Source organism: Pseudomonas sp. PvP025, assembly GCF_017832155.1.
Classification (GTDB): Bacteria; Pseudomonadota; Gammaproteobacteria; order Pseudomonadales; family Pseudomonadaceae; genus Aquipseudomonas.
The window spans coordinates 2062531-2081167 of record NZ_JAFIBJ010000001.1 but is presented as its reverse complement, the minus strand read 5'-3'; the positions used below and the strand labels follow the sequence as shown (position 1 = coordinate 2081167).

The following is an 18637-nucleotide window of genomic DNA, read 5'->3' as shown; positions in this document are numbered from 1 at the left end:
TAGTGTCAGGAATCAGTATTCCCAGAATATCCGTTGCAGTTCCTTGCTGTCCTGGGTCCGGGTCAGCGCCACCATCGCCAGAATCCGCGCTTTCTGCGGGTTCAGGTCCAGGGCGGCAACCCAATCGTATTTGTCGTCAGGCTGTTCGGCGTTGCGCAGCACCATGCCGCCGGCGTTGACGTGGGAGGAGCGGATGATCTGCACGCCCTGCTTGCGCAATTCCACCAGCGCGGGAACCACTTTGGACGACACCGAGCCATTGCCAGTGCCAGCGTGGATGATGGCTTTGGCGCCGGCCTGAGCCAGGGCCTTGTAGGCGGTATCGCTCACGTTGCCGTAGCCGTAGGCAATTTCCACATCCGGCAGGCTTTTGATGGTCTTGATATCGAATTCCGAATCCATGGTGTGGCGCTTGGCAGGCAGGCGGAACCAGTAGGATTTGCCTTCAACCACCATGCCCAGCGGGCCCCACGGACTCTTGAACGCTTCAGTCTTGATGTTGATCATCTTGCTGACATCGCGCCCCGACTGAATTTCGTCGTTCATCGTCACCAGCACACCTTTGCCGCGTGCTTCTTTGCTGCTTGCCACGGCAACGGCGTTGTACAGATTGAGCATGCCATCGGCCGACATGGCAGTGCCTGGACGCATCGAGCCGACCACCACGATAGGTTTGTCGGTCTTTTCGACCAGATTGAGGAAGTAGGCGGTCTCTTCCAGGGTGTCGGTGCCATGGGTGATCACGATGCCGTCGACGTCCTTGCTGTCGGCCAGTTCCGCGACGCGTCGGCCCAGCTGCAACAGGTTGTCGTTGTTGATGCTCTCAGATGCAATTTGCATCACTTGTTCGCCGCGAACATTGGCAATCTGACTAAGCTCAGGAACGCCTGCGATCAGTTGTTCGATGCCGACTTTGGCCGCCTGGTAGGTGGCACTGTTGGCGGCACTGGCGCCGGCGCCAGCAATGGTGCCGCCGGTGGCGAGAATCACTACGTTGGAGAGTTTGGTGTTGGTCTCGACTTCCTTTGCCTGGGCGGCAACGGGGAACAGCAGCAGGAGGGCCAAAGCGCCCGGGACAAAAGTTTTCAATGCAGATTTCATTATTTTTCTCTCTGGTTTTTGATGAGTGCTGTTGCAGGTTCATCTAGAACCCTCGGACGTCTCTGAACGCGTCGAGGTGCAGGGGAAGAGCAGGATTTGTACCAGCCTGATTTTGCCAGGCGACATAAATTAACTTTTTGATTTAAAACAACTATTTTTGACTTTTTGGGTTGGGGAACAGCGCGTCTGTCCGGCTTTCCGAACAATTGGGCGATAGCGCGTTCGGTTGTCCGACAATACCCGGCGTCTGCTGCCGTGTGCTGAGCGCCGGGCAAGTAGCAGCCTGTCGTTTTAAAGAACGAGCTGGCGCAGGCGAGGTTTAAAGGGCAGAGCAGACGAACCGCAACGTCGCGTGCTGGAGGGTTGAATGAAAGGCACTTTTCCGGCGTTGACAAATCTCGACAAGGTTCTCATAGTTCGATTAACGCAAACGTTTGCGAGATATTTCGTTGCAAGCGTTGCTTACAATAATCATAAGATCGGAGTGAACCCATGAAGCTGCCATTCGCTGCACGTCTTCTCGCTGTCGCTGTGCTTGCTGCCGCATCCGCTGCTCTGCCTCTCTCCTCTGCATTCGCCGATGACGCCGCCGCCAAACCCAAGGTCGGCCTGGTGATGAAGTCTCTCGCCAACGAATTTTTCGTGACCATGCAGGAGGGCGCCAAGGCCTATCAGAAAGAGCATGCCGCCGACTTTGACATGATCACCAACGGTATCAAGAACGAGACCGACACCAGCGCCCAGATCGATATCGTCAACCAGATGATCCTCGCCAAGGTCAACGCCATCGTTATCGCCCCCGCCGACTCCAAGGCGCTGGTCACCGTGCTGAAGAAAGCCTCCGATGCCGGCATCAAGATCGTCAACATCGACAACCGTCTCGACCCGGACGTACTGAAAAGCAAAAACCTGAACATTCCATTCGTAGGCCCGGACAACCGCAAGGGCGCCAAGCTGGTGGGTGATTACCTGGCCAAGCAACTGGCTTCGGGTGACAAGGTCGGCATTATCGAAGGCGTACCGACCACCACCAATGCCCAGCAGCGCACCGCAGGCTTCAAGGACGCGATGGACGCTGCCGGCATGAAGATCGTTTCCACACAATCGGGCAACTGGGAAATCGACCAGGGCCAGAAAGTGGCATCGGCCATGTTGAGCGAATACCCGGACCTCAAGGCGCTGCTGGCCGGTAACGACAACATGGCCCTCGGTGCTGTGTCCGCAGTTCGTGCGGCAGGCAAGGCCGGCAAGGTGCTGGTGGTGGGCTATGACAATATCGAAGCCATCAAGCCGATGCTGCAGGATGGCCGCGTCCTCGCAACGGCCGACCAGGCTGCCGCTCAGCAAGCCGTTTTCGGTCTGCAGAACGCGCTCAAGCTGGTCAAGGGTGAAACAGTCGATGCCAAGGACGGCGTGATCGAAACCCCGGTCGAACTCGTCCTCAAGAAGTAATCCCGGCAGCACCCAACAGCGCCCGCTTGTCCTGAGCGGGCGCCTGGAGATTTTCCTATGTCACCTTCCGCCCAGGCGGCTGTCCTTTCGGTCAGCGGTATCGGCAAGACCTATGCCCAACCGGTGCTGTCCGACATCACGCTGACGCTCAATCGCGGGGAAGTGCTGGCGCTTACCGGCGAGAACGGCGCAGGCAAAAGCACCTTGTCGAAGATCATCGGCGGGCTGGTCACGCCCACCACCGGGCAGATGCAGTTCAACGGCCAGGATTACCAACCAGGCAGCCGTACCCAGGCCGAGGCGCTGGGTGTGCGCATGGTCATGCAGGAGCTCAACCTGCTGCCGACCCTGACCGTGGCCGAGAACCTGTTCCTGCATAACCTGCCCAGCCACGGTGGCTGGATCAACCGCAAGCAACTGCGTAAAGCCGCAATTGAAGCCATGGCGCAGGTCGGCCTGGACGCGATCGACCCGGACACGCTGGTCGGCAGTCTGGGTATTGGCCATCAGCAGATGGTCGAGATTGCCCGCAACCTGATCGGCGACTGCCACGTACTGATTCTCGACGAACCCACGGCGATGCTCACGGCCCGAGAAGTCGAGATGCTGTTTGAACAGATCACCCGTCTGCAGGCTCGGGGCGTGGCGATCATTTATATTTCACACCGGCTCGAAGAGCTGGCCCGCGTCGCCCAGCGCATTGCGGTATTGCGCGATGGCAAGCTGGTGTGTGCCGAACCGATGGCCAATTACAACAGCGAGCAACTGGTCACCTTGATGGTCGGCCGGGAGCTGGGCGAACAGATTGACCTGGGCCCGCGCACCATTGGCGGCCCGGCCTTGACGGTCAAAGGCCTGACACGGTCGGACAAGGTTCGCGATGTGTCCTTTGAGGTACGCGCCGGCGAGATCTATGGCATTTCCGGCCTGATCGGCGCCGGCCGCACTGAACTGCTGCGTCTTATCTTCGGTGCAGACCTGGCCGACAGCGGTACCGTCGCCCTGGGTTCGCCGGCAAAGGTGGTGAGCATTCGCTCGCCGGTCGACGCAGTGGGGCACGGTATCGCCCTGATCACCGAAGACCGCAAAGGCGAGGGCCTGCTGCTGACCCAGTCGATCAGCGCGAATATCGCCTTGGGCAATATGCCGGAAATTTCCGGCGGCGGGGTGGTCAACAGCCGCGATGAAACCGCCCTGGCCAAGCGTCAGATCGACGCCATGCGAATTCGCAGTTCCAGCCCGGCGCAATTGGTCTCGGAACTGTCCGGCGGCAACCAGCAGAAAGTCGTGATCGGCCGCTGGCTGGAGCGCGACTGCCAGGTGATGCTGTTCGATGAGCCCACCCGCGGTATCGACGTCGGTGCCAAGTTCGACATTTATGCCTTGCTCGGCGAGTTGACCCGTCAGGGCAAAGCGCTGGTGGTGGTGTCCAGTGACCTGCGCGAGCTGATGCTGATCTGCGACCGCATCGGCGTACTGTCCGCCGGTCGCCTGATCGAGACCTTCGAGCGCGACAGCTGGACCCAGGACGAATTGCTCGCCGCCGCGTTTGCCGGCTATCAGAAACGTGATGCGCTGCTCAACGACGCAGTGCTTAGGGATACCCCATGAAAACCACAACTTCCCCCGGCAAGACTGGCGGCAACTTCTACGGCCTGGGCACTTACCTCGGACTGGCGGGTGCCTTGCTGGCGATGATCGCGCTGTTCTCGGTACTCAGCGATCACTTCCTGTCCTACGACACCTTCAGCACCCTGGCCAACCAGATCCCCGACCTGATGGTGCTGGCAGTGGGCATGACCTTCATCCTGATCATCGGCGGCATCGACCTGTCGGTGGGCTCGGTGCTGGCATTGGCCGCGTCGGCGGTCAGCGTGGCTATCCTGAGCTGGGGCTGGAGCGTGTTGCCGGCCGCTGTGCTGGGCATGGGCTGTGCCGCATTGGCCGGCACCATCACCGGTTCGATCACCGTGGCCTGGCGCATTCCGTCCTTTATTGTGTCGCTCGGCGTGCTGGAAATGGCACGCGGCGTGGCGTACCAGATGACCGGTTCGCGTACGGCCTACATTGGTGACTCGTTCGCCTGGCTGTCGAACCCGATTGCCTTCGGTATTTCGCCGTCGTTCATCATTGCCTTGCTGGTGATCATCGTTGCCCAACTGGTGCTGACCCGCACGGTCTTCGGTCGCTACCTGATCGGCATCGGCACCAACGAAGAAGCTGTGCGCCTGGCCGGTATCAATCCCAAGCCCTATAAGATCCTGGTGTTCAGCCTGATGGGCCTGCTCGCCGGTGTGGCGGCGTTGTTTCAGATATCGCGTCTGGAAGCGGCCGACCCGAACGCCGGTTCCGGCCTGGAGCTGCAAGTGATCGCGGCGGTAGTGATCGGCGGCACCAGCCTGATGGGCGGGCGCGGTTCGGTGATCAGTACGTTCTTTGGCGTGTTGATTATTTCGGTGCTGGCCGCAGGCCTGGCGCAGATCGGTGCCACGGAACCCACCAAACGTATCATCACCGGTGCCGTGATCGTGATTGCGGTGGTCCTCGACACTTACCGCAGCCAGCGCGCCAGTCGGCGAGGCTGAACCATGGCAACGATCAAGGATGTGGCAGCGCTTGCGGGTATTTCCTACACCACGGTGTCCCATGTGGTGAACAAGACACGCCCGGTCAGCGAGCCTGTGCGCATCAAGGTCGAGGCGGCGATCAAACAGCTCGACTACGTACCGAGCGCCGTCGCGCGCTCGCTCAAGGCCAAGACGACCGCCACCATCGGTCTGCTGGTGCCCAACAGCCTCAACCCGTACTTCGCCGAGCTGGCCCGCGGTATCGAGGATTACTGCGAACGTAACGGTTATTGCGTGATTCTGTGCAACTCCGATGACAACGCTGCCAAGCAACGCAGCTACCTGCGGGTGCTGCTGGAAAAGCGCATCGACGGCTTGATCGTCACCTCGGTAGGCGGCGACGACAGTGGCCTGGCGGCTGGCCTGAGTGCGGTGCGCACCCCCATGGTCATTGTCGACCGCGCGCTGGACGGCATAGATGTCGACCTGGTGCGCATTGACCACGAAGAGGGCGCTTACCTCGCGACTCGGCATTTGCTTGAACTGGGCCATCGCGACATCGCCTGCATTGGCGGGCCCAGTCATACCCGCGTCGCGCAAATGCGCCTGGCGGGCTATCACCGTGCGCTCGACGAGGCAGGGGTGGACGTTGCGCCGGGCCGCACAGAGGAAAGCGATTTTACCAGCACCGGCGGTTACGCCGCCGCCGTGAAGTTGTTGTCCGGGAACCCGCCCAGCGCGATTTTCGCCAGCAACGACATGATTGGTTTCGGCGTGTTGCGTGCAGCCGCGGAACGCAATATTCGGGTGCCGGCCGAGCTCTCGGTGATCGGTTTTGATGACATACAAATGGGCCGCTACGTCTACCCGGCATTGACCACGGTCGGGCAATCGATCGTGCAGCTGGGCGAAACAGCGGCCGAACTGTTACTGCGACGAATTGCTACCCCCCAGCTGCCGATCGATCAACGTATCGTGACGCCGAGCATTGTGTTGCGTGAGTCGACGGCGCCGGTCGCTGGTGCGTTCGCGCAATACCGCTGAACCGAATTGATGAGTACTGATGTATGCCAGCAAAAGTAGTGGTAGTAGGCAGTTTGAACATGGACCTGGTCACCCGCGCCAGTCGCTTGCCGCGTGCCGGCGAAACGCTGATCGGTCAGTCATTTTCGACTGTGCCGGGCGGCAAGGGCGCCAACCAGGCCGTCGCGTCCGCGCGCCTTGGGGCGGAGGTGGCCATGATTGGCTGCGTGGGCACTGACGCCTATGGCGATCAATTGCGCGATGCGCTGCTGGTCGAGGGTATCGACTGCCAGGCCGTCAGCACGGTGGACGGCTCCAGCGGGGTGGCGTTGATCGTGGTGGATGACAGCAGCCAGAACGCGATCGTCATTGTCGCCGGCAGCAACGGTGAGTTGACGCCTGCCGCGATGCAGGCGGTGGATGCCGTGTTGCAGGCTGGCGAAGTGATTGTCTGCCAGCTTGAAGTGCCGATGGACACGGTGGGCTACACGCTCAAACGTGGCCGCGAGCTGGGCAAGACAGTGATTCTCAACCCGGCGCCGGCCAGCGGCCCGCTGCCGACCGAGTGGTACGCCTCGATCGATTACCTGATCCCCAACGAAAGCGAAGCCAGCGCACTGAGCGGTGTGACCGTTGACTCCCTCGACAGCGCCAGACTGGCGGCGACGCAACTGATCAAGGCCGGTGCAGGCAAGGTCATCATTACCCTGGGCGCCGAGGGGGCATTGTTCGCCGATGGCGAGCGCTTCGAGCACTTGGCGGCGCCGAAGGTCAAGGCGGTCGACACCACTGCGGCCGGCGACACCTTTGTCGGTGGTTTTGCTGCGGCGCTGGTCAATGGCAAAACCGAAACCCAGGCCATTCGCTTTGGCCAGGTTGCTGCGGCGTTATCGGTCACGCGTGACGGTGCGCAACCTTCCATTCCCACGCTAAACGACGTTCAAGGTTTTGTGCCCTCATGAAAAAGACCCCTTTGCTCAATATTGCCCTGTCCCGTGTGATCGCCTCCCTTGGCCACGGTGACATTCTGGTCATCGGTGACGCGGGTTTGCCGGTGCCGCCGGGGGTCGAGTTGATCGACCTTGCGCTGACCCAGGGCATCCCCGATTTCATCAGTACCCTGCGCATCGTGCTGAGCGAGATGCAGGTGGAGAGCCATGTGCTGGCCGAAGAAATCCTGCTCAAGCAGCCGGCTGCGCTGGCCGACCTCGACAGCCTGACCGCGCAGGCCGCGCTGGGTGAGCGACGCCTGCTCAGCCACGATCAGTTCAAGCAACTGAGCCGCTCGGCGCGCGCGGTGGTGCGCACCGGTGAGTGCCAGCCTTATTGCAATATCGCGCTGGTGTCCGGCGTCACGTTCTAGAGTTTCCCAACGACAAGGAGTGTTTTATGCAACGTAGTCTCCCGACCCTGAAAAACCTGTTCCGGAGTGTTCTGCTTTTGTCCGCGCTCACTGCTGCAAGCGCCCAGGCGGCGGAAAAAATCGACCTGATCATCGACACCGACCCGGGTGCCGACGATGTCGTGGCCTTGCTGTTCGCCATGGCATCGCCGGATGAGTTGAGCATTCGTGCGCTGACCACCGTGGCCGGCAACGTGCGTCTGGACAAGACCTCCCGCAACGCGCGTCTGGCGCGTGAGTGGGCAGGGCGCGAGGATATCCCGGTGTATGCCGGTGCGCCAAAGCCGCTGCTGCGCACGCCGATCTATGCCGAGAACATCCATGGTAAGGAAGGTATTTCCGGCGTCACCGTGCATGAGCCGAAAAAGGGCCTCGCAGAAGGCGACGCCGTGGATTACCTGATCAAGACCCTGCGTGCTGCCAAGCCACACAGCATCACGATCGCCATGCTCGGCCCGCAGACCAACCTGGCGCTGGCATTGACCCAGGACCCGGAAATCACCCAGGGCATCAAGGAAGTGGTGGTGATGGGCGGCGCGCACTTCAATGGTGGCAACATCACGCCGGTGGCCGAATTCAACCTGTTTGCCGACCCGATAGCGGCAGAGATCGTGCTCAAAAGTGGCGTCAAGCTGACCTATCTGCCCCTGGACGTGACTCACAAGGTGCTGACCAGTGAGGCTCGCCTGAAAAAGATCGCCGACATCAACAACAACGCCAGCAAAATCGTGAGCGACATTCTCAATGAATACGTCAAGGGCGATATGGAGCACTACGGTATTCCGGGTGGTCCGGTGCACGACGCCACTGTCGTTGCCTACCTGCTCAAGCCTTCGCTGTTCAGTGGCCGTGAGGTGAATGTGGTCGTGGACAGCCGCGAGGGTCCGACCTTCGGCCAGACAGTCGTCGATTGGTATGACGGCCTGAAACAACCGAAAAATGCATTCTGGGTTGAAAACGGCGACGCCCAGGGCTTTTTTGACTTACTGACTGAACGTCTGTCTCGTCTGAAATAAGGTTTGCCGGTCGGCGCCCGCCTGCCGGGCCTTATTCGCGCTCGGGGTCGTGCGCCCCTGTGTGATCAGCCGGGTATTTCTCGAATACCTGGCTGATGAAGGCCTGCGCGGCTTGTGTGCCCAGTTCCTTGACCAGCAGGTCGATACCAATGATCGCCAATTCTTCCGGGCTTCCGGGGCTGTAGGAGCTTTGTCCCTGAGGCCATTTGGCTTTGATGTCGGCTTGGAGAATAACGGTGCTCATGGTCGGGGCTCACGGGTCGGAAAAACGGGGGCAGTGCGCTGGAACGCGGCTCTTGCGGACGCAGTTAACCATTTTGCGCAGCATTTGGCACTGCGACTTAGGCATGAAGCGCTTGGCAAAAGGTAAGGCTGTGCGACACTGTCCTCCCTTTGAATCAGCGGGGAACACCGCGTGCAGATCGACTTGAACAGTCCCGATAACCTGACGCCGGCGGCGGTGCGCCAATTGCTCGCCAGTGCCAGCGATGACGAACACACGCAATTGCGCGTGAGCAAAGAAGGGATCGCGTACATTTCCTCCGGCAAGGCCGTGGGCGGTGTCGAGATCGAGGGCCTGCTGTTTCGCCTGGAAACCTGGGCCAAAGGCTCTGGTTATGTGGGCAACGTGGCCGCCAGTGATGAGGTCTGGGTCATGCAGATTTTCAACGCGTTGAAACAGAACTGGCCGGTGCCGGCGTTTGACTACATCGATATCTACTGAGCGCATTCATATCTGGTGACGATTGACGGAGCGAATGCCGGTGCTGAGTCAGGCAGACTTGTCTGCGCACGTTTTACGTCTTGAAACCAATCGGTCTGACGGCTGTCGCACAATCTCTGTCCACTTTTTTCATAGGAGGCTTCATGCCTTGGAAGCTCGCATCATTCGGCTCTTTGTTGGCGGCACTCGCACTGGCGGGTTGCAGCACCCCGGGTGCCTCTGAGCCAGGCAAAGACGCCGCAGTAGCCGATTCCAGTCATACCCGCTGTGAGTCGAAGGCTGCTGAATTTGCAGTTGGCCAGAAAGCCTCGCCGCAGTTGCTGGATCAGGCCCGCACCCGCGCCGGTGCGCAGAACGCTCGAATCCTCAAGCCCAGCGATATGATCACGCTGGAATACCGCTCCGACCGCCTGAACCTGAATACCGATGACAATCTGGTCATCACGCGCGTCAATTGCGGCTGAGGTTCACCAGGCTTTTGCAGCGCCCATAAAAAACCCCGTCACATGGACGGGGTTTTTTTAGCTCAGCGGAGAATTACTCGCCGCGAACCTGTGCAGCTTGCATACCCTTTTGGCCTTTCTCAGCCACGAAGGAAACGGTTTGGCCTTCTTTCAGGCTTTTGAAACCGTCGCTTTCGATAGCTTTGAAGTGTACGAACAGGTCGTCACCGCCACCTTGAGGAGTGATGAAGCCGAAGCCTTTTTCATCGTTGAACCATTTAACGGTGCCGGTTTGGCGATTAGACATGGTGTATCTCCAAGAAACTTATATTTTCAGTAGTGCTGTGCTGCTCAGGCCAACTGGGCACACCGGGCTATCATAGTCGAAATGTTCGGCTTGGGAGCCCCCCCAAGGCATTGTTTGCTAATCAATAGCGTTGCGTTTAGCGCAATGATCGGCTGAAAGCCCCGATCTACGGGGCTTGCGCCAGTAATATCAGCTGATAAAAAAAGCCGTAAAAGCTGCGTAATTTGTGAGAAAAGGCAGTTTTCAGGCTGTTTTTTCAGCAAAACAGGCGCCTGAAGGCGTTTCGTTGTTACTTTTTCTTCACGACTTTGCAGGACGAAATAGCGGCCACGGCTTTGTTTTTAAGCTCCGGGCTGGCGTTCTGGTTGGTCATGAGCTCTTTGATTTCGGCAGTGCTCAACTCGGCGTTGATCTTGTTGGCGCCACAATCGCAGTGATCTTTGGCGGTCTTGGCGTCCACGTTCTGGCTGGCGGCGGCGCTGCAGTCTTGAACGAAGGCTTCGCGGGCACCGGCTGGCCAGTTTGATGGGGCGGCAGCCTGAGCACCGAGGGACAGCAGGCTCAGGGTGGCAGCGATAGCGAGGGTCGAAGTAAAACGCATCATGGGATGCTCCTTTGGGTCGAGGACGAACGGCGATTCTCGGTGGGTTTGAGGCCTGTCGTATAGCCCAAGTTCACTTTGGCGACCATAAAGGCTGGAAACTGCCTTAACAGACACGTCGCCGGCGCGATGACCGTTCATCTGTGCTAGCATCTGTCGCCTGGCTATTTCGGGGTGTGCCATTGGCCGCCTTGCCATGTTTCTTTTCAGCTCAATCCAGTCACTCTGGTTCGATTATCGGTTGGCCGAAAGGCTCCTGCCGCTGTAAGGCAGGCGTTCATCACTGAACGGCCTGGTATTGGATCTTGTACTGGCTCATCCCAACCCACGTGACCTTTGGTAGGGGTCACCACTAGGAGAGGAGGCGCCATGCCAACTATTACTCTACCCGACGGCAGTCAACGTTCATTCGATCATTCGGTTTCCGTAGCCGAGGTCGCCGCATCCATCGGCGCGGGCCTGGCCAAGGCCACCGTGGCCGGCAAGGTCGACGGCAAACTCGTGGACGCCAGTGACCTGATCACTGGCGACGCGAGCCTGCAGATCATCACGCCCAAGGACCAGGAGGGGCTGGAGATTATTCGCCACTCCTGCGCGCATTTGATTGGCCATGCGGTCAAGCAACTGTATCCAACCGCGAAGATGGTGATCGGGCCGGTCATCGATGAAGGCTTCTATTACGATATCGCCTACGAGCGTCCTTTTACGCCGGATGACCTGGCGGCCATCGAGCAGCGCATGCACGCGCTGATCGAGAAAGACTACGACGTGATCAAGAAGGTCACGCCGCGTGCTGAAGTGATCGATGTGTTCACCGCCCGCGGCGAAGACTACAAGCTGCGTCTGGTGGAAGACATGCCGGACGAGCAGGCCATGGGCCTGTATTACCACGAAGAATATGTCGACATGTGCCGTGGCCCGCACGTGCCGAACACGCGCTTTCTCAAGTCGTTCAAGTTGACCAAGCTGTCCGGTGCCTACTGGCGCGGCGACGCAAAAAATGAGCAGTTGCAGCGGATCTACGGCACGGCCTGGGCTGACAAGAAGCAGCTGGCCGCCTACATCCAGCGCATCGAGGAAGCCGAGAAGCGCGATCACCGCAAGATCGGCAAGCGCCTGAACCTTTTCCACCTGCAGGAAGAAGCGCCGGGCATGGTGTTCTGGCATCCGAACGGCTGGACCTTGTACCAGGTGCTCGAGCAGTACATGCGCAAGGTTCAGCGCGACAACGGTTACCTGGAGGTCAAGACGCCGCAGGTCGTTGATCGCAGCCTGTGGGAAAAATCCGGGCACTGGGCCAACTACGGCGACAACATGTTCACCACGCAGTCGGAAAACCGCGACTACGCCATCAAGCCGATGAACTGCCCGTGCCACGTGCAGGTGTTCAATCAGGGCCTGAAGAGCTACCGCGAGTTGCCGCTGCGTCTGGCCGAGTTCGGTGCCTGTCACCGTAACGAGCCATCGGGTGCGCTGCACGGCATCATGCGTGTTCGTGGCTTTACCCAGGACGACGCGCATATCTTCTGCACCGAAGAACAGATGCAGGCCGAATCCGCCGCCTTTATCAAGCTGACCATGGACGTGTATCGCGATTTCGGCTTTACCGAAGTCGAAATGAAGCTGTCCACTCGTCCGGAAAAACGCGTTGGCTCCGATGAGCTGTGGGATCGCGCTGAATCTGCACTCGCCGCAGCGCTCGACAGTGCGGGCCTTGCGTACGACCTGCAGCCAGGGGAGGGCGCGTTCTACGGTCCGAAGATCGAGTTCTCGCTGAAAGATTGCCTTGGTCGCGTCTGGCAGTGTGGTACCCTGCAGCTCGATTTTAACCTGCCGATCCGTCTGGGAGCCGAATATGTCTCCGAAGACAACAGCCGTAAACACCCGGTTATGCTGCACCGGGCGATCCTCGGCTCGTTCGAGCGGTTCGTCGGTATCCTGATCGAGCACTACGAGGGTGCATTCCCCGCGTGGCTGGCTCCGACTCAGGCAGTGATCATGAATATCACTGATAAACAGGCAGATTTTGCCGCTGAGGTTGAAAAAACTCTCAACGAAAGCGGATTTCGTGCCAAGTCCGACTTGAGAAATGAAAAGATCGGCTTTAAAATCCGCGAGCATACCTTGCTCAAGGTTCCCTATCTTTTGGTTATTGGAGATAGGGAAGTCGAGATGCAGACTGTCGCTGTGCGTACTCGCGAAGGTGCTGACCTGGGCTCGATGCCCGTCGCCCAGTTCGCTGAGTTCCTCGCGCAAGCGGTTTCCCGGCGTGGTCGCCCAGATTCGGAGTAATTATTATTAAGCGTGAAATGAGACAAGATAAACGAGCTGCACCGAAAGCCCCGATCAACGAGAATATCTCGGCACGCGAGGTTCGGTTAATTGGCGCTGACGGCGAGCAGATTGGCATCGTCTCGATTGATGAAGCGCTTCGTATTGCAGAAGAGTCCAAATTGGACCTGGTGGAAATCTCCGCCGATGCAATCCCACCCGTATGCCGGGTGATGGACTACGGCAAGTCGATCTTCGAGAAGAAGAAGCAGGTTGCCGCGGCGAAGAAGAACCAGAAGCAGATTCAAGTAAAAGAAATCAAGTTTCGTCCAGGGACGGAGGAAGGGGATTACCAGGTAAAACTGCGCAACCTGGTACGTTTCCTGAGTGATGGGGACAGGGCCAAGGTATCCTTGCGATTCCGCGGCCGTGAGATGGCCCACCAGGAGCTGGGGATGGAACTCCTCAAGCGGGTTGAAGCTGACCTGCTCGAGTACGGTTCGGTCGAACAGCATCCTAAGATGGAAGGACGCCAGCTGATCATGGTCATCGCCCCGAAAAAGAAGAAGTAATCAACAGGGCACGGCAGGCCTTCTGATTATGTTTATCAACTGAATGCGGAGTATCCGAACATGCCAAAGATGAAGACTAAAAGTGGTGCTGCTAAGCGGTTTCTGAAAACTGCTAACGGTATCAAGCACAAGCACGCTTTCAAGAGCCACATTCTGACCAAAATGTCGACCAAGCGTAAGCGTCAACTGCGCGGTAGCAGCTTGCTGCATCCGTCTGACGTGGCAAAAGTCGAGCGCATGCTGCGCCTTCGTTAATTTTGGATCAAGAATAGAGGAAGTAACTCATGGCTCGTGTTAAGCGTGGCGTCATGGCCCGTAAGCGTCACAAAAAAATTCTGAAACTTGCTAAAGGTTACTACGGCGCGCGTTCACGCGTATTCCGTGTTGCCAAGCAAGCGGTAATCAAGGCAGGCCAATACGCCTACCGCGACCGTCGTCAGAAAAAACGTCAGTTCCGCGCTCTGTGGATCGCTCGTATCAATGCTGGTGCTCGTGTTAACGGTCTGTCCTACAGCCGTTTCATCGCTGGCCTGAAAAAAGCGTCCATCGAAATCGACCGTAAGGTTCTGGCTGAACTGGCCGTGAACGAAAAAGCGGTGTTTGCTGCGATTGTCGAGAAAGCTAAAGCCACCTTGGCTTAAGTACCCCCGACAGTCACTCTGGGTTGCTCCTGCAGCCCAGGGTGGTAAACGTCATAAATAGGGGAAGAGCCTTCAAGCTCTTCCCCTATTTTGTATCTGGAGTCTGTACATGGAAAACCTGGACGCGCTCGTTGCCCAAGCTCTTGAGGCTGTGCATAGCGCTGAAGATATCAATGCCCTGGAGCAAATCCGGGTTCACTACCTTGGCAAAAAGGGTGAATTGACTCAGGTGATGAAGACCCTGGGGAATTTGCCGGCAGAGGAGCGTCCGCAAGTCGGTGCGCTGATCAACGTTGCCAAGGAGCGCGTCACCGAGGTTCTCAATGCGCGCAAGGCGTCGCTCGAGGAGGCCGATCTTGCGGCCAGGCTCGCGGCCGAGTCCATTGACGTGACCTTGCCTGGCCGTGGCCAGGCGTCGGGCGGTCTGCACCCGATCACCCGGACTCTGGAACGTATCGAACAGTTCTTCACCCACATCGGCTACGGCATCGCCGAAGGCCCTGAGGTCGAAGACGACTATCACAACTTCGAGGCGCTCAACATCCCAGGCCATCACCCGGCCCGGTCGATGCACGACACCTTCTACTTCAATGCCAACATGCTGTTGCGCACCCATACCTCGCCGGTACAGGTGCGCACCATGGAAGCGAACAAGCCGCCGATCCGCATCGTCTGCCCTGGCCGCGTGTACCGCAGCGACTCCGATATCACCCACTCGCCGATGTTCCACCAGGTCGAAGGCCTGCTGGTTGACCGCGATATCAACTTCGCCGACCTCAAGGGCACCATCGAAGAATTCCTGCGGGTGTTCTTCGAGAAGGAACTGGCCGTGCGTTTCCGTCCATCCTTCTTCCCGTTCACCGAGCCGTCCGCTGAGGTCGACATGGAATGCGTGATGTGCAGCGGCAAAGGCTGCCGTGTCTGCAAGCAGACCGGTTGGCTGGAAGTGATGGGCTGCGGCATGGTGCACCCCAATGTGCTGCGCATGTCCGGGATCGACCCGGAAGAGTTCTCGGGCTTTGCCTTCGGCATGGGCGTTGAGCGTCTGGCCATGCTGCGTTACGGCGTGAACGACTTGCGTCTGTTCTTCGACAACGACTTGCGGTTCCTCGCGCAATTTCGCTAGTCGTAACGAATCTTTAGGAGAGCAGGATGAAATTCAGTGAACAATGGCTGCGTGGCTGGGTAAGCCCGCAGGTAGATCGCGACGAGCTGGTTGCTCGTCTGTCGATGGCCGGTCTTGAGGTCGATAGCGTGACGCCGGCCGCCGGTATTTTCAGCGGCGTGGTGGTGGGTGAGGTGCTGAGCACCGAGCAGCACCCGGATGCCGACAAATTGCGTGTGTGCCAGGTCAGCAACGGCGCCGAGACCTTTCAGGTCGTGTGCGGAGCGCCCAACGTGCGTCCGGGCCTGAAGATCCCGTTTGCCATGATCGGTGCCGAGCTGCCGGGCGACTTCAAGATCAAGAAGGCCAAGCTGCGCGGTGTCGAATCCAACGGCATGCTGTGCTCCCAGGCCGAGCTGCAAATCGGTGAGGGCAATGACGGCCTGATGGAGCTGCCGGCGGATGCGCCCGTGGGTCAGGACGTTCGCATTTATCTCGAATTGGAAGACGCCAGCATCGAGGTCGACCTGACCCCGAACCGTGGCGACTGCCTGTCCCTGGTGGGCCTGGCCCGTGAAGTGGGCGCGCTGTACAACGCCCCGGTTACCCGCCCGGTAGTCACCGCCGTGCCAGCAGTGCACGACGAAGTGCGCCCGGTTGAAGTGCAGGCCCCCAATGCCTGCCCGCGTTACCTGGGCCGGGTTATCCGTAACGTCGACCTGTCCAGACCAACCCCGCTGTGGATGGTCGAGCGCCTGCGTCGCGCCGACGTGCGCAGCATTGACGCCGCAGTCGACATCACCAACTACGTGATGCTGGAGCTGGGCCAACCGCTGCACGCTTTCGATCTTGCCGAAATCAACGGCGGCATCCGCGTGCGTATGGCCGAAGAAGGCGAGAAGCTGGTGTTGCTCGATGGCCAGGAAGTCAGCCTGCGTACCGATACCCTGGTGATCGCCGACCATTCCCGAGCGCTGGCCATTGCCGGTGTGATGGGGGGTGAGCACAGCGGTGTATCCCCAACCACGCGCGATGTGTTCCTCGAAAGCGCGTTTTTCGATCAGATCGCCATCGCCGGCAAGGCCCGTTCCTACGGCCTGCACACCGACGCCTCGCACCGTTACGAGCGCGGTGTGGACTGGCAATTGGCCCGTGAAGCCATGGAGCGCGCCACTGGCCTGCTGCTGGAAATCACTGGCGGCGAAGCCGGCCCGATCACCGAAGTGGTCAGCGAGCAGCACCTGCCGTCCGTTGCGCCTATTACCCTGCGTGCCAAAAGTGTCGAGCAAATGCTTGGCCTGGTGATCGCGCCTGCTGAAATCGAGCAATTACTGTCGGCCCTGGGGCTGGGCATTTCGGCCAGCGGGGAAGGGCAGTGGCACGTTGATGTGCCAAGCCATCGCTTCGATATCAGTCTCGAAGTCGATTTGATCGAAGAACTGGCTCGCCTGTACGGCTACAACCGCCTGCCGGTTCGTTACCCACAGGCTCGCCTGGCACCGCAACCCAAGGCCGAAGCGCGCGCGCACCTGCCTGAGCTGCGTCGTCTGCTGGTAGCCCGTGGTTATCAGGAAGCGGTGACCTACAGTTTCATCGATCCCCGGCAGTTCGAGCTGTTCAACCCAGGCGTCGAGCCGCTGTTGCTGGCTAACCCAATCTCCAATGACATGGCGGCCATGCGTTCATCGCTGTGGCCAGGCTTGGTCAAAGCGCTTTCCCACAACCTCAATCGCCAGCAAGACCGCGTGCGCATGTTCGAAAGCGGCTTGCGTTTTGTCGGTCAGTTGGGCGACCTGAAGCAAGAGCCTATGTTGGCTGGCGTGGTCTGCGGCAGCCGTTTGCCGGAAGGCTGGGCTCAGGGCCGCGATCCCGTGGACTTCTTCGACGTCAAGGCTGACGTGGAAGCGGTGCTGGGCTTTGCCGGTGCATTGGATGCCTTCACGTTTGTGCCGGGCAGTCATCCTGCGCTGCACCCGGGCCAGACAGCCCGCATTGAGCGCGACGGTCGCTTGGTAGGCTTTGTTGGCGCGATTCACCCCGAGCTGTCGAAAAACCTGGGGCTGGACCGTGTGGTGTTCGTTTTTGAACTGGTTCTGGCGGAAGTCGCTGCGGGCAAAATGCCGAAATTCAGCGAGTTGTCGCGCTTTCCTGAAGTGCGCCGCGACCTGGCCCTGATTGCCGATCGTGAGGTTGCTGCCACTGCTGTTCTGGACGTAATCCGTGAAAATGCAGGGGAATGGCTGACAGACCTCAGGCTATTTGACGTCTATCAGGGTAAAGGCATTGATCCGCATAGAAAAAGCCTCGCCGTCGGCTTGACCTGGCAGCATCCATCGCGCACTCTTAACGACGATGAGGTGAATACCACGACACAAAATATCCTCACCTCGCTTGAACAAAGGTTAAACGCCACGTTAAGGAAGTGACGTATGGGGGCTTTGACGAAAGCTGAGATGGCGGAACGTCTGTACGAAGAGCTGGGTCTGAACAAGCGCGAGGCCAAGGAATTGGTCGAGCTGTTTTTTGAAGAAATCAGGCACGCTCTGGAAGACAACGAACAGGTCAAATTGTCCGGTTTCGGCAATTTTGACCTGCGGGACAAACGCCAGCGTCCTGGCCGCAATCCAAAAACGGGAGAAGAAATCCCGATCACGGCTCGCCGTGTGGTCACCTTTCGTCCAGGGCAGAAGTTAAAGGCCCGAGTTGAGGCTTATGCTGGAACCAAGTCATAACGACGAGCTACCCGTCATCCCGGGCAAACGCTACTTCACCATTGGTGAGGTCAGCGAGCTGTGTGCGGTCAAACCGCACGTGCTGCGCTATTGGGAGCAGGAGTTTCCTCAACTCAACCCCGTCAAACGCACCGGGAACCGTCGGTATTATCAGCGCCAGGACGTGCTGATGATCCGACAGATCCGCGCGTTGCTGTACGACCAGGGATTCACCATCAGCGGCGCGCGTCAGCGCATGTCCGGTGATGAGGCCAAAGACGACACCACCCAATACAAGCAACTGATCCGCCAGATGATCTCCGAACTCGAAGATGTGCTGGTGGTGCTGAAGAAGTGAATTGAGCTTTTAAAATACTTCCACATTTCAAAAGCTTGCGGTATATTCCTGATCGCTTCGTTGCGAAGCAAACCCAGTAACACGCCTAGTCGGGGCGTAGCGCAGTCCGGTAGCGCACTAGCATGGGGTGCTAGGGGTCGAGTGTTCGAATCACTCCGTCCCGACCATATAATTCAAGGGGTTGCGAGATTTTATCTCGCGACCCCTTTTTTGTTTGCAGGTGTTTTTACCCCACAAAACGCCCGGCTCTTGATGGACATTTCGATGTGATACCACTATCGGAGTTTGCCCAGTGCACTTCGATCCTTTTTCGATATTGAGCTGTGTCGGTCGTAGTATGTGA

The 18637-nt window shown here is 58.8% G+C and carries 21 protein-coding genes and 1 tRNA gene; 18 read left to right on the top strand and 4 right to left on the bottom strand.

The window, feature by feature from the left end:
- Positions 1 to 12: 12 nt before the first annotated feature.
- Positions 13 to 1101, bottom strand: coding sequence for an asparaginase (locus tag JOE32_RS08450; RefSeq protein ID WP_057008010.1), 1089 nt, complete (start codon positions 1099 to 1101; stop codon positions 13 to 15).
- A 492-nt stretch (positions 1102 to 1593) separates the two neighbouring features.
- On the opposite strand from JOE32_RS08450, the gene JOE32_RS08445 reads away from it, so the two are divergent.
- From JOE32_RS08445 to JOE32_RS08415, 7 genes are read left to right on the top strand one after another with little or no spacing between them, the layout of a single operon-like run.
- Positions 1594 to 2553: a sugar ABC transporter substrate-binding protein gene (locus JOE32_RS08445; protein ID WP_209983111.1), complete on the top strand. Its 960-nt coding sequence runs from the start codon at positions 1594 to 1596 to the stop codon at positions 2551 to 2553.
- 57 nt (positions 2554 to 2610) lie between these two features.
- Positions 2611 to 4164: a sugar ABC transporter ATP-binding protein gene (locus tag JOE32_RS08440; RefSeq protein WP_209983109.1), complete on the top strand. Its 1554-nt coding sequence runs from the start codon at positions 2611 to 2613 to the stop codon at positions 4162 to 4164.
- The gene (locus JOE32_RS08435) at positions 4161 to 5138 is read left to right on the top strand and encodes an ABC transporter permease (protein ID WP_003234269.1); all 978 of its coding nucleotides are present in this window, start codon (positions 4161 to 4163) and stop codon (positions 5136 to 5138) included. Before JOE32_RS08440 ends, JOE32_RS08435 begins: the two co-directional genes overlap by 4 nt.
- A gap of 3 nt (positions 5139 to 5141) precedes the next feature.
- Complete coding sequence (locus tag JOE32_RS08430; protein ID WP_209983106.1) at positions 5142 to 6164, top strand: LacI family DNA-binding transcriptional regulator; 1023 nt, start codon at positions 5142 to 5144, stop codon at positions 6162 to 6164.
- 23 nt (positions 6165 to 6187) lie between these two features.
- Complete coding sequence (gene rbsK / locus JOE32_RS08425; RefSeq protein ID WP_209983104.1) at positions 6188 to 7105, top strand: ribokinase; 918 nt, start codon at positions 6188 to 6190, stop codon at positions 7103 to 7105.
- Positions 7102 to 7506 carry a D-ribose pyranase gene (rbsD, locus tag JOE32_RS08420; RefSeq protein ID WP_209983102.1) on the top strand — a complete coding sequence of 135 codons (405 nt, stop codon included), beginning with the start codon at positions 7102 to 7104 and terminating at the stop codon, positions 7504 to 7506. Before rbsK ends, rbsD begins: the two co-directional genes overlap by 4 nt.
- A 26-nt stretch (positions 7507 to 7532) precedes the next feature.
- Positions 7533 to 8561 carry a nucleoside hydrolase gene (locus JOE32_RS08415; RefSeq protein ID WP_209983100.1) on the top strand — a complete coding sequence of 343 codons (1029 nt, stop codon included), beginning with the start codon at positions 7533 to 7535 and terminating at the stop codon, positions 8559 to 8561.
- Between the two features lie 31 nt (positions 8562 to 8592).
- On the opposite strand, the gene JOE32_RS08410 is transcribed toward JOE32_RS08415, so the two are convergent.
- Positions 8593 to 8805 (bottom strand): hypothetical protein, encoded by a 213-nt coding sequence (locus tag JOE32_RS08410; RefSeq protein ID WP_209983098.1) that lies wholly within the window; start codon positions 8803 to 8805, stop codon positions 8593 to 8595.
- 171 nt (positions 8806 to 8976) lie between these two features.
- Between JOE32_RS08410 and JOE32_RS08405 the strand changes: the two genes are divergently transcribed.
- Entirely contained in the window at positions 8977 to 9285 is a 309-nt protein-coding gene (locus tag JOE32_RS08405) for a hypothetical protein (protein WP_209983096.1), read from the top strand.
- Between the two features lie 143 nt (positions 9286 to 9428).
- A complete protein-coding gene (locus JOE32_RS08400; protein ID WP_209983094.1) occupies positions 9429 to 9749 on the top strand; it encodes an I78 family peptidase inhibitor in 321 nt (106 codons plus the stop codon).
- 73 nt (positions 9750 to 9822) lie between these two features.
- On the opposite strand, the gene JOE32_RS08395 is transcribed toward JOE32_RS08400, so the two are convergent.
- Positions 9823 to 10035 (bottom strand): cold-shock protein, encoded by a 213-nt coding sequence (locus tag JOE32_RS08395; RefSeq protein ID WP_003234260.1) that lies wholly within the window; start codon positions 10033 to 10035, stop codon positions 9823 to 9825.
- Between the two features lie 289 nt (positions 10036 to 10324).
- Entirely contained in the window at positions 10325 to 10639 is a 315-nt protein-coding gene (locus JOE32_RS08390; protein ID WP_209983093.1) for a hypothetical protein, read from the bottom strand.
- Between the two features lie 366 nt (positions 10640 to 11005).
- Between JOE32_RS08390 and thrS the strand changes: the two genes are divergently transcribed.
- The 9 genes from thrS (at position 11006) to JOE32_RS08345 (ending at position 18461) form a co-directional block, all read left to right on the top strand.
- Positions 11006 to 12928 carry a threonine--tRNA ligase gene (gene thrS / locus JOE32_RS08385; protein WP_209983090.1) on the top strand — a complete coding sequence of 641 codons (1923 nt, stop codon included), beginning with the start codon at positions 11006 to 11008 and terminating at the stop codon, positions 12926 to 12928.
- On the top strand, positions 12928 to 13479 hold the full coding sequence (gene infC, locus JOE32_RS08380) for a translation initiation factor IF-3 (protein ID WP_015884933.1): 552 nt from the start codon (positions 12928 to 12930) through the stop codon (positions 13477 to 13479). Before thrS ends, infC begins: the two co-directional genes overlap by 1 nt.
- Before the next feature lie 60 nt (positions 13480 to 13539).
- Positions 13540 to 13734, top strand: coding sequence for a 50S ribosomal protein L35 (gene rpmI / locus JOE32_RS08375; protein WP_002553160.1), 195 nt, complete (start codon positions 13540 to 13542; stop codon positions 13732 to 13734).
- A 29-nt stretch (positions 13735 to 13763) separates the two neighbouring features.
- Positions 13764 to 14120 (top strand): 50S ribosomal protein L20, encoded by a 357-nt coding sequence (gene rplT, locus JOE32_RS08370; protein WP_003234252.1) that lies wholly within the window; start codon positions 13764 to 13766, stop codon positions 14118 to 14120.
- A gap of 109 nt (positions 14121 to 14229) precedes the next feature.
- Positions 14230 to 15246: a phenylalanine--tRNA ligase subunit alpha gene (gene pheS / locus JOE32_RS08365; RefSeq protein WP_209983088.1), complete on the top strand. Its 1017-nt coding sequence runs from the start codon at positions 14230 to 14232 to the stop codon at positions 15244 to 15246.
- A 26-nt stretch (positions 15247 to 15272) separates the two neighbouring features.
- Entirely contained in the window at positions 15273 to 17651 is a 2379-nt protein-coding gene (gene pheT / locus JOE32_RS08360) for a phenylalanine--tRNA ligase subunit beta (RefSeq protein ID WP_209983086.1), read from the top strand.
- 3 nt (positions 17652 to 17654) lie between these two features.
- The gene (ihfA, locus tag JOE32_RS08355) at positions 17655 to 17957 is read left to right on the top strand and encodes an integration host factor subunit alpha (RefSeq protein WP_002553164.1); all 303 of its coding nucleotides are present in this window, start codon (positions 17655 to 17657) and stop codon (positions 17955 to 17957) included.
- Complete coding sequence (locus tag JOE32_RS08350) at positions 17938 to 18294, top strand: MerR family transcriptional regulator (protein ID WP_003174972.1); 357 nt, start codon at positions 17938 to 17940, stop codon at positions 18292 to 18294. The genes ihfA and JOE32_RS08350 overlap by 20 nt, the downstream gene beginning before the upstream one ends.
- A gap of 90 nt (positions 18295 to 18384) precedes the next feature.
- Positions 18385 to 18461: transfer RNA gene (locus JOE32_RS08345), tRNA-Pro, on the top strand.
- The last annotated feature ends 176 nt before the right edge of the window (positions 18462 to 18637 follow it).